At 38.7% G+C, this 16,269-nt stretch carries 15 protein-coding genes; 8 read left to right on the top strand and 7 right to left on the bottom strand.

All coding sequences use genetic code 11. The features are described 5' to 3' along the window. The first annotated feature begins 202 nt into the window (after positions 1-202). The 5 genes from AC27G3_RS02315 (at position 203) to AC27G3_RS02295 (ending at position 6,648) form a co-directional block, all read left to right on the top strand. Complete coding sequence (locus AC27G3_RS02315) at positions 203-808, top strand: cohesin domain-containing protein (protein WP_487118397.1); 606 nt, start codon at positions 203-205, stop codon at positions 806-808. A gap of 165 nt (positions 809-973) precedes the next feature. Further along, a complete protein-coding gene (locus tag AC27G3_RS02310; RefSeq protein WP_487118395.1) occupies positions 974-4,789 on the top strand; it encodes a M4 family metallopeptidase in 3,816 nt (1,271 codons plus the stop codon). Positions 4,790-4,888: 99 nt separating this feature from the next. After that, positions 4,889-5,374: a hypothetical protein gene (locus AC27G3_RS02305; RefSeq protein WP_487118393.1), complete on the top strand. Its 486-nt coding sequence runs from the start codon at positions 4,889-4,891 to the stop codon at positions 5,372-5,374. Between the two features lie 199 nt (positions 5,375-5,573). Next, positions 5,574-5,897, top strand: coding sequence for a ribonuclease E inhibitor RraB (locus tag AC27G3_RS02300; RefSeq protein ID WP_487118391.1), 324 nt, complete (start codon positions 5,574-5,576; stop codon positions 5,895-5,897). 22 nt (positions 5,898-5,919) lie between these two features. Further along, a complete protein-coding gene (locus AC27G3_RS02295; protein ID WP_487118389.1) occupies positions 5,920-6,648 on the top strand; it encodes a lysophospholipid acyltransferase family protein in 729 nt (242 codons plus the stop codon). 38 nt (positions 6,649-6,686) lie between these two features. Here the strand turns inward: AC27G3_RS02295 and AC27G3_RS02290 are convergent, their stop codons facing one another. Genes AC27G3_RS02290 through mtnN form a run of 3 tightly spaced genes read right to left on the bottom strand, consistent with a single transcriptional unit; the run spans position 6,687 to position 9,066 of the window. Then, positions 6,687-7,328 carry a trimeric intracellular cation channel family protein gene (locus AC27G3_RS02290; protein ID WP_487118387.1) on the bottom strand — a complete coding sequence of 214 codons (642 nt, stop codon included), beginning with the start codon at positions 7,326-7,328 and terminating at the stop codon, positions 6,687-6,689. Positions 7,329-7,355: 27 nt separating this feature from the next. Continuing rightward, entirely contained in the window at positions 7,356-8,339 is a 984-nt protein-coding gene (locus tag AC27G3_RS02285) for a cobalamin biosynthesis protein CobD/CbiB (RefSeq protein WP_487118385.1), read from the bottom strand. A gap of 1 nt (position 8,340) precedes the next feature. Beyond that, on the bottom strand, positions 8,341-9,066 hold the full coding sequence (mtnN, locus tag AC27G3_RS02280) for a 5'-methylthioadenosine/S-adenosylhomocysteine nucleosidase (protein ID WP_487118383.1): 726 nt from the start codon (positions 9,064-9,066) through the stop codon (positions 8,341-8,343). Between the two features lie 111 nt (positions 9,067-9,177). Between mtnN and AC27G3_RS02275 the strand changes: the two genes are divergently transcribed. Continuing rightward, positions 9,178-9,921 (top strand): substrate-binding periplasmic protein, encoded by a 744-nt coding sequence (locus AC27G3_RS02275; RefSeq protein ID WP_487118381.1) that lies wholly within the window; start codon positions 9,178-9,180, stop codon positions 9,919-9,921. A gap of 25 nt (positions 9,922-9,946) precedes the next feature. After that, positions 9,947-10,303: a hypothetical protein gene (locus AC27G3_RS02270; protein ID WP_487118379.1), complete on the top strand. Its 357-nt coding sequence runs from the start codon at positions 9,947-9,949 to the stop codon at positions 10,301-10,303. 55 nt (positions 10,304-10,358) lie between these two features. Here the strand turns inward: AC27G3_RS02270 and AC27G3_RS02265 are convergent, their stop codons facing one another. The 4 genes from AC27G3_RS02265 to AC27G3_RS02250 all read right to left on the bottom strand — a co-directional run bounded on the left by AC27G3_RS02265 (position 10,359) and on the right by AC27G3_RS02250 (position 14,109). Further along, a complete protein-coding gene (locus tag AC27G3_RS02265; protein ID WP_487118378.1) occupies positions 10,359-11,009 on the bottom strand; it encodes a DUF2726 domain-containing protein in 651 nt (216 codons plus the stop codon). A 111-nt stretch (positions 11,010-11,120) separates the two neighbouring features. Then, on the bottom strand, positions 11,121-11,750 hold the full coding sequence (locus tag AC27G3_RS02260) for a dUTP diphosphatase (RefSeq protein WP_487118376.1): 630 nt from the start codon (positions 11,748-11,750) through the stop codon (positions 11,121-11,123). A 113-nt stretch (positions 11,751-11,863) separates the two neighbouring features. Continuing rightward, positions 11,864-13,078, bottom strand: coding sequence for a CaiB/BaiF CoA transferase family protein (locus AC27G3_RS02255; protein WP_487118374.1), 1,215 nt, complete (start codon positions 13,076-13,078; stop codon positions 11,864-11,866). A 23-nt stretch (positions 13,079-13,101) separates the two neighbouring features. Continuing rightward, entirely contained in the window at positions 13,102-14,109 is a 1,008-nt protein-coding gene (locus tag AC27G3_RS02250) for a GlxA family transcriptional regulator (protein ID WP_487118372.1), read from the bottom strand. Between the two features lie 140 nt (positions 14,110-14,249). On the opposite strand from AC27G3_RS02250, the gene AC27G3_RS02245 reads away from it, so the two are divergent. Further along, a complete protein-coding gene (locus AC27G3_RS02245; RefSeq protein ID WP_487118370.1) occupies positions 14,250-16,160 on the top strand; it encodes a beta-ketoacyl synthase in 1,911 nt (636 codons plus the stop codon). The last annotated feature ends 109 nt before the right edge of the window (positions 16,161-16,269 follow it).

Genomic DNA, 16,269 nt, shown 5'->3' with positions numbered 1-16,269 from the left:
CAAGTTAGCTAGAAATTCAAAGTTAAGGCTGACACTGTAAACTACTGTCTATTTTTTTTACAATGTGCTTAATTCAAAAATGTTACAAGGTTGTAACATAATGTTTAATCGTTATATTTTTTTTATGGTATGAAATATGCCTAAAAATCCATGCAAAACATATATATCTTGATTTTCATTTAAATTAATAAAGGAATTATTCATGAAAAAAGTAGTTACAAATTTTGTATTTGCCGTTTGCTTTATCTTTACCAGTATTGCAAATGCTAATGTCATTTTATCCCTCGACCCTGCCACACAAACTACCGACACAGGTGACATTGTCTCTGTGACCGTCATGATTGATGGTTTGGGAGATTATGTGCCTTTATCGCTTGCTGCATTCGATTTAGATGTTACATTCGATACCAGTGCCTTATCTTTTACAGGTTATAACTTGTTTGATGGTTTGGGCGTGGTTGATTTTTTTGACCCGCTTGCAGATGCTGAAGATTGGAGTTGGGGGGAATATGCTCCAGGTGTAGTTAACCTTTCTGAATTTAGCTATCTTTCAAACTTTGAATTATGGGATCTTCAACCTGCTAGTTTTGCTTTAGCTGAATTATTTTTTAGTGTCGATGCCCCGGTTACTAGCGAAGTTGCATTTAGCTATGCAGATTTAGACGATGTTAATGGCGACGCTATTAATATAATTGAAGTTAATAATGCATCAATTACAGGGGTTACCCCAGTACCCACACCAGGTACAACACTATTGGTGGGATTAGCATTGATTTCGTTATTTGTTAGGCAAAAATACCATTCTTAAATAAGTTTTTATTAAAGTAGATTATTGATAATTCTACTTTACGTTCAAATGTACATTTAAGTGATAAATTTAAAATAAGGTAATAAATACCCAATAAAAGTTTGCAATCGCTGTTTAGAAAACTTAGGGATTTAAGTATTTCAAATTTCATACAAGGAAATTAGCATGCATCATGTAGGTAAAATCGCAGTAATGTTGTGTTTAACATTAAGCACCACTCCGGCATTCGCCGATAAAGCAAAAGGAGCCGAAAAGCTTCTCGCAGACACCGCAGGCAAAGCTAAAATAAGTGTTGATAAAAACACAGGACATGCCCGCTTTATTCGTCTCGAACCTAAATCACAACCTAGCCCACTACAATTAAGAACAAGTCGAACTAAAAGCAAAAGCAAAAGTAGTACGACATCAAATGCAGGTGAAAGCTCCCTTTCATTTTTGCGTGACTATGGTAGTGCTTTTGGTATATCAAATGTTGATACCGAGTTAACATTAGTCGGTACAAATCGAGATAAGTTAGGATCTGAACATAGTATTTTTAAACAATATTACAATGGGTTACCAGTTTTTGCTGGTGAATTAAGAACTCATTTTAACTCAGATGGGGAGATGATCGCTGTAAACGGTAAATTCCTTACAGACATTAAAGCGGTCACTACTCCCAACCTTACTGCTAATCAAGCGGCTAAAATAGCTTTCAATTGGGTCGAACAAGACCCTACTCAAAGTATTAGCACAGATAGTATGAGTAATGTAGGTAACAGAGAAGATAAGCTCGGCACACCTGCAGCGCTTAGCGTCAATTCTAGTGTGTTAATGATTTTTCGAGCAGGGCTGTTAAAAGGCACTCCGGGTTTAGATCATTTAGCTTATGAAATAGAAGTGATAAACGGTGCAGGAAATGTTCGTGAATTTGTTTACGTTGATGCGCTAAATGGCGAGATTATCGACCAAATTACCGGTATTCACGATGCACTCGATCGCAGAGCATATGATGCGGAAGGTGCAGCACACCCAGGTCCTAATTATACGGGTAATCCATTTTGGGTTGAGGGAGATCCATTACCTACTGGAGTCATTGAAGCTGATAATATGATTTATGCGTCGGCTGAGGTTTATGCCTTTTTTGATAACGCCTATGGACGTGATTCATTCGATGATTCAGGCGCGACAATGGATGCTATTTTCAATCGTGGCGATGCTTGTCCTAATGCTTCTTGGAATGGTACATATATTTCTTTTTGCCCAGGATTAACTAGTGATGATGTTACTGCCCATGAATGGGGCCATGCTTATACACAATATACGAATAATTTAATCTATCAGTGGCAATCAGGTGCATTGAATGAATCTTATTCAGATATTTGGGGTGAAACAGTTGATCGCATCAATGGTCGAGATGATCTTGCCGCTCCAGATGTATTAAGAACAGATGATAATTGCTCAATATACGGTGCTGGTACTCCAAGCGCTGACGATAGCGTACGTTGGTTAATGGGAGAGGATACATCAGGTTTTGGTGGTGCTATTCGTGATATGTGGAACCCTACTTGTTATGGCGATCCTGGTAAAGTTACCGACAGTGAATATTTTTGTGGTGAAGCTGACCAAGGGGGCGTTCACTCTAATTCTGGCGTACCTAACCATGCATACGCACTTATGGTTGATGGCGGCAATTACAATGGTTTTTCTGACACAGGTTTAGGGTTAACAAAATCCGCTCATATTCATTGGGCTGCTCAAAATATGCTTACACCCGCAAGTAACTTTCTTGATCATGCTGACGCACTTGAAACCGCTTGTAGTGCATTAACAGGTATCAACTTAAGCACTTTGGATGATGGCTCTCTTTCAGGAGAAATTATAACGGCAAGTGATTGTTTACAAGTTACCTCAATTATCGATGCGGTAGAGCTTCGTACATCGCCTGCACAGTGTGCTTATGAACCATTGCTTGCTATAGATGCTCCAGCACTTTGTGAAGGTATGGGTAGTGTACAAACATTCTTTAGTGAAGATTTTGAAGCTGGTTTACCTGCTGGATGGACAGTTAGTGCTCATGATGTTGTAAACCCTGCGACCTTTGATAGCCCTGGCTGGTCAATAGAAAACAATATTCCTGCTGGCGCGAGTGGCAGTTTAGCTGCATTTGCTCCTAATCTTGTTGCGGGTAATTGTGCTGACGATACCGAAGCTGGTGTCATTAATCTAGACAGTCCGACAATTATCCTTCCTGTTGGAATACCTCATATAGCGTTTGATCATTGGGTTGCTAGTGAAGCAGGCTGGGATGGTGGAAACTTGAAAGTCAGTGTTAATGGTGGTCCTTTTATTTTAGTTCCTGCAGAAGCTTACTCGTTTAATAGCTATAACAGTAGTATTAGTGTTGGTGATAACCCAATGTCTGCGCAACAAGCGTTTACTGGTACAGATGGTGGAAGTAATGGCGGCAGTTGGGGGCAATCACAAGTTGATTTATATGGTATAGCCGTAGCAGGAGATGTAATTAGATTACGCTTTGATTTTGGTACCGATGGCTGTAACGGCATAATTGGTTGGTACATTGATAGCGTCGAAGCATATTCATGTTCAGCTGAACAACCGCCAGTTTGTGGTGATAGCATCCTCGATCTTGGTGAAATGTGTGATGACGGTAATTCAGTCAATGGAGATGGTTGTTCTGCAAGTTGTCAGGTTGAAAGTGGCTTTGCATGTACCGATCCAACGGATGCAATAAGCAGCAGTAATATTGTTGGCGATTGGAGTTTTGAATCGGGTGTACCAAATTCACATTGGACACCAAGTTCAACCTTCGGTGGCATTCCTGATTTTCCACTGTGTGGCCCTGGTAATGGCTGTCCAGCCGTACCTACTAAAACGGGAAGTTGGGTTGTATGGATTGGGGGACTAGCTGATGGCGTTACCAGCAGTGCATCTCAGAATATTACTATTCCTGCATCTGCAACTGAGTTAACAGTTAATACGCTACGTGGTCTGTGTGATGCTCCTGAAGACACTGTTGTCGTTAGTATTGATGGTACAGAGATTGGATCGATAGTGTGTGATGCCACTGATAGTAATTATGTGGAACAATCTTTCTCAATCGCACCGTATAATGACGGCCAAGTGCATACCCTAGAAATAGGCGGCACGGTTGGTGGTACTAATGGTACTCACTCTAACTTCTTTGTTGATGACGTTACGATTGAAGATAATATTCCACAAGATGCTATGCCAAGTGTTTGTGTAGCGGTTGCTACAGATATGGCGTGTAACGCATCACCTATTGGTTTTGATAATGGTATATCGTCAAGTTGGAGCGTTGTCGACAATGCGGGTACTGGTATTGTTTGGTCAACTATTGCAGGGTCTGGCATCGGTGGCAACTATACCGGTGGCGCAGGTGATGCCGCTTCAGTTTCTAGTGATAGTGTGCCTGGAGAGTTCGATACTGAACTTCATTCTAATTCATTTAGCTTAGTGGGTTGGACTGGTGCATCTTTGGAGTATATTGTCGATTATCAAAACTACGGCAGTCTTGATTTCCTTAATCTAGATATTAGTACAGATGGCGGTAGCAGTTGGGTAAATATGTTAAGTTGGAATGAAGATCATCCTGTGGGCGGTCTGTTAACTGCAGATGGAGAAGCTGTATCGGTTGATTTATCTCATTATGCAGGCGAAGCAGATGTGAAACTACGTTGGCATTACTTTGACCCGAATAGTGGCGATTGGGATTGGTATGCACAAATTGACGATGTATCTTTAGTTTGTGACAATGTTCCGCAGGCGCTTAAATGTGATGTTAATTTAGATGGGTTTGTTGATCGCAGTGATATAAACTTAATTGGCGCTGCTCGTAATCAACCTGCAGCACCGGGTGATCCTCGTGATAATGATGAAGACGGCATTATTACTATGTCAGATGCACGTCAATGTACTCAAGTATGTACCTTACCGCGTTGTGCTGCACCAGCACCCTAGTAATTTACATAAGCTATTATTAATAGCGATGTAGTACAGTGATTAATTAATAAAGCTCGGCATATGCCGAGCTTATTTTTTAGGTTAAGGAGATATGGAATGTTTAGGTTAACTTATATTGTGATTATCGTATTATCTGGTTGTATGTTAGGCAATTCAACAGTTGCTGAAACAAATAATAGCACCGAGGCATCAAGCCCAATACGCCAAGACTCAATATTAACTACAGAACTTAATCAAGCGTTAGATGATAAAGCACTTACTTCAGAAGTTAGTTTGCAAGCAGGAGAAACACTTGCCTATCAAAATTTGGCATTACGCTTGATCAAGGTTGAAGATTCGAGATGTCCGCAGGGGACAGCATGTATCTGGGCTGGTCAGATAATCGTTATGCTCGAAGTGTTAAATGATAGCGGAGAGAAAATGGAGGTTAAGTTAATTCGCAAACGTGAATCAGAAGTTGTTAATGCATTGGGTTATCAACTGTATTTATTAGATGTTGAACCTCATCCTAAAGAGGGTAAGGCTATTCTAGAAAGTGAGCAAATAATTAAACTGAAAATAGTAGAGTCTCAGTTAAATTAGCCTGTTTGTTGATTGATTTACTCTTTCAACACACCTTAATGTTTAAGTGTTAATTTAGCCTTTAATTGCCTTCGGTAATTTGTTTACAGTTTTATCAAATATTGAAACACATAGGTTTTTTCAATTGTGTATTTTCAAATAAATTGCGTATATAATGCCGGATAATTGAAGTATAGAGTAATTTTAGTGTGTCAATCTTATGAATTTTCCTGATGATGAAACTGGTCAAGTATTGTCTGAAATGCATCAGGCAGGTATCGACTTAACGCAACAACATGACGTGGTATTTTTTCATTTGTTTGAGCAACAGAGTCAAGCACAGGCCATGGCTGATTTTATCAATGAAACACAACCAGAGATAAAAGTTGATCTACATGCAGATGAAACACCTAATGTTTGGGATCTAGATTGCACAATCGTTATGGTGCCAAGTTATGATGAAGTCGTAGCGCAAGAATCAACTTTTGAACAAATCGCGGCTAAATTTTCAGGTTATAATGACGGTTGGGGAATTGAAGCTTAATTTGAAGCTCATTTAATGTATTTTGAAAACACCATCGAACGCCATTGTAGATAATCCTCAATCGTTAAAAAAAACTACTCTAGGCTCTCTAGCCGCCTTTTATATTAAAAAATATAAAGTGTATTTAACCATTGCTGCTGAAGCGATTGCCTTATCATTTTGTCGACAGGATAGTGATAAGTTTAATCAATTAAGGCGATTTTTTAGTATAAAGATTGTTCGTAATGCTGGCGCACAAGTTAATTTAACTGGCGTTATTGAAGAAGATACCGATATATTGATTATTAACCATCAAAGTATGACAGATATTTTTGCCATGGAAGAAGTCGTGGGCAATGATGTTCGTTTTGTTGGGCGAACAGGTATTATGGATAAATGGCCTGTTTCAGGTATTGTTAATCGTGTTGGACATATCACTATTGATCAACAAGACAGACGAGCAATTATCAAATTAATTAAAGAAGTTAAAATGCGCAAAGGTAAGAAAATTATAATCTTTCCTGAAGGCACACGCACACAAACAGGGGAAATCGGTAAGTTTGAGGCTGGTACTAAAGTGTTGGTTGAAAAATTATCGTTAAAAGCTCAACCTGTTATCATCAAAAATATACTTAATGTCTATGATGAAGCTAATCGATATGCCAAAAGTGGTACCATTGAAATTGAAGCATTAGCACCTGTAGTGCTTGAAGATGGCTGGTATGAGAAAATGCATGCAGATATGACAAAAGTATTTTCTCGCAATCATTAACTTTAATTTATATTGTTAATTGATTGGTTGTTTATCCGTTATTTATTAAGCGAATCTTTGTCACTTTTTTCAATAATGTCAAAAGCGGGTAGTGACACTTTCCAATAAATAGCTGCTAGGCGTAATGTTAACGCACCTGCGATAGCTGATAAAATTGCTAGATCATTTTGCCAGCCCAAGTGTTGAAAAACAATCAGTAAAGTTCCCCCGAGCATAGCAGCTGTAGCATAAATCTCTTGACGCAAAATCATCGGAATAACATTACAGATAATATCGCGGATCATCCCTCCTGCAACTGCCGTTATGGTCCCCATAATAATAGCAACTGTGATAGGAGCACCTAAACTAAGTGACTTTTGTGTTGCCAGTACTGAAAAGAGTGCTAATCCTATTGCATCGGCAATCAATAAAAATCGTGTTGGCACACGTTTAGGTCGTCTAATAATGATAATGGTTAAGATGGCTGTTAAAACAATGATATAAAGATAGAAGGGTTTTAATACCCAAAAGACGGGTGCTTGTAAAATAATATCTCGAATCGTGCCTCCGCCAATCGCTGTCACAGCTGCCAATACAATGACACCGAAAGGATCTAATTGGTATCTGCCCGCTGCTAAAGCGCCAGATAAGGCAAATACCACGATCCCAAAAATATCCAACCAATAGAGTAATTCAATCATTATTTATCACTTATATATTTTCTGACGTTACGCATTAGCCTGCACAATAAAAGATACTGCACAAAGCATTAACAAAAGCAATCCAAACATTATTAGGGTGTATTTTAACTGGTTACTCGCATGAATAATGTCTGTTGGTTCGGGTTGTCTTGCTTGATCGTTAAAGCTTGGTTTTCTCAATTTTACCTTATTATACATAGCGACACTGCCGAGCTTAATTTGTAAGTTTAAAGCAAAGCAGTGCAGAGCAATATCGCTATTTAGTTGAAAAAACTTACCGCGGATCAATCGCCAAGTTAACAGTAAATTTTGCTTAGAGTGCATTAATAACATCATCAAGGTAAAAATCCTTATCGGTAACCATTGCATAACATTGATTAAAGCACTTGCAGGACGTCCAAAATGATGAAAGTTAACTTGTTTAATATTCCAGCTGTAATGCATCTCAAGTAATAAGCGGTAACTCACAGCAGCAAGTGGTCCAAAAAGGAAAAAATAAAACACTACAACAACGGTTTGTTGTAGTGTTTTAAGCAGTTGCATTTCAATACAACTTTTACTTAAGCCCATTTTTGATAACGGCTCTATTTCGCGCAACATTAAAGGTTTTAGTGTTTGCTTTGCTAAATAATTTTGGTTGGCCACTAGCGCTTGAGCTATAGTCTTACTTTTAGCCATCAAATTAAAAGGACCTAAAGCAAAATAAAGTAAAAAACCTTGCCATAACCAAGGGACTTCAATAAAAAATTCAAATAACCATAAAATAACAGCAATGGGCGCTAAAGTAATAATAATGGAAGTTAGGCCAGCAATGCTTTGTTGCTTATTCGAATTTTTAGCTTTATTAACCTTGTCACTGAGTTTGCAACAATAAAAACTAAAAAAGCGTAAAGGTTGATGTTCAGCAAAATGTTCAACTAAACCTTTAATTATAATCACACAAAACAGTAGTAACACCATAGAGCTAAAGTGGTTTATTAAAGGCAGGTCGAACTCGGTTAGCTTGATCATTTTAAGAGAGTTGCTGGCCTTTTAAAGCATCAAGCATATTCATAACCAACTGTGATGAATTAACCGATGCAGTCTCTAAATAAGCTTCAAATGAGGTTGGGGACTCCTTACCTGCAATATCAGACATTGAGCGTATAACAACAAATGGTACGTTAAATTGATGGCAAGTATGTGCAATAGCAGCACCTTCCATCTCAACAGCTGCCATAGTAGGGAAATTTGCTCGAGCCTTGGCAATATCATCTTCTTTGGTCATAAAAGTATCACCTGTGGTGATTAGTCCGACAAGCGTTTGAATATCACTTTCTTGAGTTTCACTAAGCTTTTCTACACCTAATTGTGCTGCTTTTACAAGGGTTGGGTGAGGAATATAAGCAGCAGGATTGCTGGGGAGTTGACCAATTTCATAACCAAATGCAGTAACATCAACATCGTGATATCTTACTTCTGAACTAATAACGATATCACCCACGCGCAGTGATTGTTCAAAGCCGCCCGCGGAGCCTGTGTTAACAACATAGTCAGGTTCAAATTTATCAATAAGTATAGCAGTTGCTAGAGCCGCAGCGACTTTACCAATGCCCGATTGTACAATAACGACATCATCGCCATTGAGTTGACCTTGGTAAAAGGTATAACTTGCATGTGTATGTGTTTGACAGTTTTCTAGTTTAGCTTTTAAAATCGCTACTTCGGGCTCCATTGCGCCAATTATGCCTGCTTTCATTGAAAATAACTCTAAGGAACTAATAATTGTCAGAATTATAGCGCGCATCAAAAGAAAAATCTGCTTCTGTGTATATATCATGCTCAACTTTAGCTATAGTTTTGGATTAATATGCCTAAAGATAAATTGTTAATGTTTCGTATTTTACTTTTATTAGTTATTTTATTCACTGCACTCGCAAGTAAAGCGAAACAGCCTGTTATCTGGGCGACGGAGGCATGGCCAAATTTTAGTGAAACGAATGGTAATGGTTTATATCATGAAATTATGAAGGCAGTTTTTGAACCGAGAGATTTTAACTTAGTGATTAATTATGTTCCATGGAAACGATCGTTATTCAAGGTTGAACATTCAGAAGCTGATATCACCGGGGCAATGCCAAAAAACGAAACTTTTTACTTTTCTCAATTTCCTATTTTAAAACAGCCTAAAAGTATTTTATTTAGCAATCCGTTGTTAAATAACGTTACTTTAGACCAATTATCTAATTATATTGGGACATGGGGGAATAATTACGAAGATGTTTTATTCTCTGATGCAGACAAAGATTACTTTAAAGGTTTTCCTTCAGCAGATCGCGATGCCGCATTAAAACTCGTGGTACATGGCCGAGCCGATTATTATTTAGATGCGCGCACGCTTTTAGAACTATCCTTAGTTGATTTGAATAAGAATATGCCGGAAAAAAAATTTCAGATACACGATATCGGGTATTTTGAACTGTTCATGGTGTTTAGTAAAAATGCTAAAGGTAGGGAAATGAAAAGTATTTTTGATAAAGGCATAAAGCGTTTATTAGACAGTGGAAAATTAGAATCCTTATACCTGAAATATAATGTCCCATTTCCTTATTAATTTTATGATGTGAGTTAAATTAACATTGAACGCTACCGTTAATTGGACTTTTCAGCATATTGTTGATAACCCTCAACAATTTCAATATCAACCGTATCATGAAAGGTTTATTGTTCAAAACGCTCACACACTTGATAAAAATAGAATTGATGCATTCTTATTTACTAAAAACTCAACCATTTATGAATTGAAACAGAAAAAAGAATGGCATAAATATAGGCTTGCAGGTTGTGTTTCCCAAGAAAAAATCTATATAGCATTTACCCCAATTAACACTGCTGAGAAAGATATTGAAGCTATGATAGAAGTTTTTGAAAAGCAAATGAAAAGATTAAAAGCGACAGGGTATATTACATCTTTAATGAAAAAATATGGACTGTAAAATCACTCAACGCTTTAATGTACGTTGAGTGATCAATGGTATTATTTTACTGTATTTAATGCGGCAGAGAAGCAACTTGCGGCGCAGGAATGTTTTTAGCCATTTGTGGCGCTAATTGAGCTTGAGCAGCAGGCGCTGTAATAGCACCGACATTACGTGGTCTTGCTTTTACCATTGGAGCAGGAATGACCTTTCCTTTAACTTTAGGTTGTACAGCGCCATTACTTAATAAGCGGTTGTTGATGCATGCGCGAATTTCGTCAATAGTATAGTTTGCTTTTACTTTTATACGGATATGGGGGATAGCTGCAGCTTCTAAAGCGCCGCTAACAAACCAATCTTTTTTAATTTTATAGCCTTTGCCTTGCGTATCAACCAGATCAATTGCGCCAAGTAACTTCATCGATGCACGATCACAAATAACAAAATCAAGGTATTTACCATTTGCCTTAGTGGCTGCTACCTGGCTTGCTCGTTTAGATACTCCATTGCGAATGTTAACAATATCACTGAGTTTGACACGATTTATGACACGATAGTTCGAGCCCATCGCTTGTTCAACTAAGTTTTGGAAGTTTTTTTCTGCAGGGGTAAAAATTGACTTTTTGCTATCAAAAGGAAAAGGAAAACTGTTATCACTCAATCGTGTTGCCAACACAGTCACGATAACAATAAGGCTTATTAAGGTAAATAATATAAGTTCCATAAACATCTCCGGCAATTCAAATTCTTGACGCTATTTTTAGTAATAGCGAACTTGCAGAATTTGTGCCAGAGCTGTGGGTATGAACAAATATTACAATAAGTGGTACAAAGCTTAAGCAGGGTATTTTGCTTCCAAAGCATTGTATAATTGTTGTTGGAAGTCTTCGGCACTGGCATCAAGAGTGTTTACAAGAGTTGCTAATACTTCGTTATCTTCTTCGCCGTGCCAAACTTTAATATAACTACCTTCTTTGTAACCATGATCTTGACGGAAGAAATTCAAAGTGTTTTTGCCAACATATTGACGAAATAGTTCATCTAAATCCATTGCCATTAAAGACATACAGTCAGCAAGTGCTACAGCATCAAACTGCTTTTTACTGACAGCTGCTGCTGCTAAATTCTCAAGGGCAATTTTAAAGTCTTTCTCGTTGGTATTTTGGCTTAGCTCTGTTGCTAATGATTGAGCAATAGTGCCAACGCTTTCACCTGTCATTAATCGCAATGATAAACCAAAATGAAAAATATCCACTAATTCTAATTGTACTTGAGGAACGTCAATCTCTTGATGTTTCCACCATTTCCAACCGTGATGATCTAGCATTTCGGCGCATTCTACCCAAATTGCGCGATACCATTCATAGCCATTAGTTCGCCATGTTTCACTTACTCGTGAGTTCATGGCGTCTTGCATGGTTAACATTTGATTAATTTGGCTGATTGCAGTAGATTTTTCGGTCATGAAATTCTCTAGAATTTGTTGGTAAATTTTTAATGCCTATAGTGTAAGAGACACGCACAAGCATTGAAAGCTATTTTTAATTGAGTGCAGTTAGCAAAATTAACGAGTAAAACTTAACTCACAATATTATCTGTGAATAATTTTTTAATATGGGTTTCATCATAATTCAATGTTTTTGATAGTATTTTTTGACTGTCTTGACCTAAATTTGGCGCACTATGTCGATACTGCAAAGGGGTGTCTGACATTTTTATTGGCGATGTTATTGTGTTAATTAAACGGCCGTCGTTATCTGGAAGAGCTCTAATTAACTCTCTGTGTTGAATTTGAGGATGCTCAAACGCTTGCGCTAAGGTATTAACGGGCCCGCAAGGAACTGCAACCTTTTCCAATGCGTTAAGCCACCAATGTGTTGAATGTTGTGCTAATTTTTCGGCCAGTAAAGGAATAAGCTTTGCGCGATTGTTTACCCGTTGCTCGTTTGTGGCAAATTGCTTGTCGGTGCTAAGCGCTTCCAGTTGTGCAACGTGGCAAAAACGTTCAAATTGTTTATCATTTCCAACGGCTAAAATAATATTGCCGTCTTGTGTTGCAAAACATTGATAAGGCACGATATTAGGATGCCCATTTCCTTGGCGTTGAGGATTTGTAGTTGTGGCCAAGTAATTCATACCTTGATTGGCCAGTGTTGCTACTTGTACATCGAGCAATGCAATATCAATGTGTTGTCCAGCTTGGGTATGATGACGAGCCATTAATGCGGCCAAAATAGCGTTACTGCTATATAAACCTGTCATAATATCGACGACAGCAACTCCCACTTTCATAGGTTCTCCGTCTGGTTCACCCGTAATACTCATCAAGCCGCCTTCTCCTTGAATCATCGCATCGTATCCTGCTTTGCTAGCGCTTGGTCCTGTTTGACCAAATCCAGTAATAGAGCAATAAACTAGCTTAGGGTTAATGGCTTTTAATGAGAGATAGTCTAACCCGTATTTTGCTAAGCCTCCCACTTTAAAATTCTCTAGAAAAACATCAGCTTGTTTTACTAAGTCGTAAATAACTTGCTGGCCGCTTTGCTGAGTTATATCGATAGCAATAGATTGTTTATTTCGATTAGCACAATGAAAGTAAGCGGCTTGAGGAGGCTGTTGATCTGTTGCTTTTTTTATAAATGGAGGTCCCCAAAACCGAGTGTCGTCACCTTTTATTGGTTGTTCAATTTTAATGACTTCGGCGCCCAGATCTGCCAAAACCTGCGAAGCCCAAGGGCCAGCTAAAATTCGACTTAAATCGATAACTTTTATACCTTTCAGAGCTGACGTCATTGCCTGATTTCCTTTTAAATGTATTAACTAAATAGCTTTTTTCGCACCATAGCACGGTAGCTTTTTGGTGTTAAATTTAATGATTTTTTAAATAATCGCGTTAAGTGTCCATGATCTTGATAACCCACATGATAAGCAACTTCTTGAATCGAAAGATTACTTGAGGCAAGTAACTCTTTTGCTGTTTCTATGCGCAATTGCTGCCAATGTTGGTTTGCGCTATTGCCTGTTGCCTGCTTAAACCTTCGTGTAAGTGAGCGAGTACTGATATTAAATTGTTCAGCAACATCGCTTAACGTTGCCGACGTGTTAAGGTTGTTACTCATCCAAAATTGAATTTGAGCAATTAATTCATCAGGGTGTAAGTCTACACTGCCTTCAAGGTATCTTTGCTCTTCATAAGGTTTTCTTATTTCGTGTGAAAAGTGCATTTCAACTTGCTGAGCAATAAACCGCCCGTATATTTGTTCAATTAAGTGCACAATAATATCCGCCAAAGCATTTAAACTGGCTGCGCAATAAATACGATCTGATTGGGTTATAAAAAAATCTGGTTTTAAATCAACTAACGGGTAATTGCGTTTAAATTGTCGTTCATAATGCCAGTGTGTTGTGGCAGAGTGGTGATTAAGTAACCCTGACTCTGCCATAAAACAAACACCTGTACCACCACCAATTAATGTCGCGCCTTGCTGCCAAATTGTGTTTAACCAAGTGATCATTTTAGGGTGTTTTCTCAGTATTGGCCTAGGGTTTCGCCATAAGCTAGGAATGAATGCATAATCAGGTTGTCGAGCATTTTCTACATTGGTATCGGGTAATAATTTTATCAAAGCGCGGGTGGTGACTGCGGTTGTATTTTCAGCGACCATTTGAATGACCAGTTTTGGCGCGTGCTTATTTTGTCTTATTGCTAGCGCCTCACCTGCGCGTAACATTTCTACGGGTAGGCTAACACTCGTTGCTAGCATTTGATCGTATAGTACCAGTGCAACTTTAACGGTATTCGTAGTTTTAATTTTAATACTCATTAATAATTCTCACTTATTTATGCTATTTGTCCTTTATAGCATGTTTTTTGGCTTTTATAGCCGATTATTTTTATTGTTACACGCTAAAATAACCTCACTTGGTTTACTTTGTTATTTTCGTTTTTATTAAAGGTTTTTTCATGACTGCATTACCTCTTATTGTTGGTATGGGTGGCGTTAACGCGGCTGGCCGTACTTCTTTTCATCAAGGCTTTCGCCGAATGATTATTGATAGCTTAAATGATGAAGCACGTCAGGAAACCTTCTTAGGTTTAGCGTCATTAATGAAGTTAGTCAGTATTGAAAATGGTCAACTAGTTGATCAAGCAGGCGATATTGTTGCTAAGCAAGATATTGAATCACGTTTTGGCCAGCAAATTTTAGACGGAACATTAATTCGTAAAATTGAGAAAAACCATTTTGATGTTGATGCCACACCTTGGCACCAAAAGATGACCTTATCACCTAAGCAAAATGATGAGGAGACGCCGAGTATTACGTTCGAAACAAAACGTAAAGAATTGCCATCGCCACTACCACGCACTTGGCAAGTAACCGAACTTGATAACGGTCGAGTTAGTGTAGATATTCCAGGTGATATTGAAATAAAACACAACGCCTATCGTGACAATCCAATTAAAGCGGCAGGTCAATTACCAACAGGGTTTGAACCCGCTAAACTTTACAATAGCCGCTATCAGCCAAGAGGTTTACAAACAACAATTTTTGGCGCGTCTGATGCCATCCACTCTACGGGGTTTGCATGGTCTGAAATTATGAGCAAAATAAGCCCAGATCAAGTGGGTACTTATTCTGCTTCTGTTGTCGGGCAAATGCAAAGTGAAGGCTTAGGTGGTTTGGTTAGTAGTCGTTTGCAAGGTGGCAGAGTATCGACTAAAAACTTAGCGCTAGGTTTGAACACCATGTCGACAGATTTTATCAATGCTTATGTTACTGGCAGTGTCGGTACTACGTTTACATCGTCAGGAGCATGTGCCACGTTCTTATATAATCTACGTACTGCCGTGCAAGACATACAAGCTGGTCGGGTTCGTGTTGCTATTGTCGGCAGTGCCGAGTCACCAATAACGCCAGAAGTTGTTGAAGGCTTTGGTAATATGAGTGCGCTTGCCAATGAAGAAGGCTTGAAAAAGCTAGATGGCACCGAGACAGCTGATCACCGTCGAACCAGTAGACCGTTTGGCGATAACTGTGGTTTTACCATTGGTGAAGGTGCTCAATTTGTGGTTTTGATGGATGATAAACTTACCCTGGAGCTAGGCGCGAAAGTATTAGGTTCGGTGCCTGATGTGTTTGTAAATGCAGACGGTATTAAAAAATCGATTACCGCACCTGGACCTGGCAATTATATTACGATGGCAAAGTCGGTTGCACTAGCAAAAAATATTCTTGGCGAACAAGCGATTAGAGAGCGCAGTTTTATCTTAGCGCATGGTTCTTCCACTCCACAAAATAGAGTGACTGAATCTCATATATATCATCGAATTGCTGAAACATTTTCTATTGAAAATTGGCCAGTAGCTGCTCCAAAAGCCTTTGTCGGTCATACCATAGGACCTGCAAGTGGCGATCAAATGGCGGTAGCGCTTGGCGTTTTCGCTCATAATATTATGCCGGGTGTCACGACCATCGATAAAGTAGCAGCTGATGTCTATGACGAGCATTTAAATATAGCGACCCAACACTGGCAATGTCCACAGATGGATATCGCTTTTATCAACTCTAAAGGTTTTGGTGGAAACAATGCAACAGCTCCTGTGTTATCACCATTGGTAAGTTTAACTATGCTTGAAAAGCGCCATGGTAGCCAAGCAATGGCGGCTTATCGTGAAAAATTAGTTGAAGTAGAGTTAGCTCAGCAGCGCTATCAACAACGTGCTGATTTGGGGCAGTTTGACATTATTTATAAGTTTGGTGATGGAATTATTGATGACTCAGAGCTTGATATAACAACTGAAAGTTTAGCAATGCCGGGCTTTGAGCACTTAATTGAGTTTACTAAAGGGAATCCGTTTGATGATATGTGTTAATTCGCATTAATAGATATCATTCACATTACACCATCTAAATGAGCGCACAACACCAGAGATTCACACGGGTGATGTGCGCTGTTGATTGTACCTTCTTTAACAATTATCA

It is taken from the genome of Colwellia sp. SU-HH01217, from assembly GCF_057543495.1.
This window is presented reverse-complemented; position numbering and strand designations above follow the sequence as displayed.

Bases quoted from the DNA above. Each gene is read 5' to 3' on its own strand.
- AC27G3_RS02310 (WP_487118395.1), top strand. From the start codon at position 974: ATGCATCATGTAGGTAAAATCGCAGTAATGTTGTGTTTAACATTAAGC.
- AC27G3_RS02290 (WP_487118387.1), bottom strand. From the start codon at position 7,328: ATGATTGAATTACTCTATTGGTTGGATATTTTTGGGATCGTGGTATTT.
- AC27G3_RS02250 (WP_487118372.1), bottom strand. From the start codon at position 14,109: ATGAGTATTAAAATTAAAACTACGAATACCGTTAAAGTTGCACTGGTA.
- AC27G3_RS02305 (WP_487118393.1), top strand. From the start codon at position 4,889: ATGTTTAGGTTAACTTATATTGTGATTATCGTATTATCTGGTTGTATG.
- AC27G3_RS02265 (WP_487118378.1), bottom strand. From the start codon at position 11,009: ATGGAACTTATATTATTTACCTTAATAAGCCTTATTGTTATCGTGACT.
- AC27G3_RS02285 (WP_487118385.1), bottom strand. From the start codon at position 8,339: ATGATCAAGCTAACCGAGTTCGACCTGCCTTTAATAAACCACTTTAGC.
- AC27G3_RS02260 (WP_487118376.1), bottom strand. From the start codon at position 11,750: ATGACCGAAAAATCTACTGCAATCAGCCAAATTAATCAAATGTTAACC.
- mtnN (WP_487118383.1), bottom strand. From the start codon at position 9,066: ATGAAAGCAGGCATAATTGGCGCAATGGAGCCCGAAGTAGCGATTTTA.
- AC27G3_RS02300 (WP_487118391.1), top strand. From the start codon at position 5,574: ATGAATTTTCCTGATGATGAAACTGGTCAAGTATTGTCTGAAATGCAT.
- AC27G3_RS02315 (WP_487118397.1), top strand. From the start codon at position 203: ATGAAAAAAGTAGTTACAAATTTTGTATTTGCCGTTTGCTTTATCTTT.
- AC27G3_RS02245 (WP_487118370.1), top strand. From the start codon at position 14,250: ATGACTGCATTACCTCTTATTGTTGGTATGGGTGGCGTTAACGCGGCT.
- AC27G3_RS02255 (WP_487118374.1), bottom strand. From the start codon at position 13,078: ATGACGTCAGCTCTGAAAGGTATAAAAGTTATCGATTTAAGTCGAATT.
- AC27G3_RS02275 (WP_487118381.1), top strand. From the start codon at position 9,178: ATGCCTAAAGATAAATTGTTAATGTTTCGTATTTTACTTTTATTAGTT.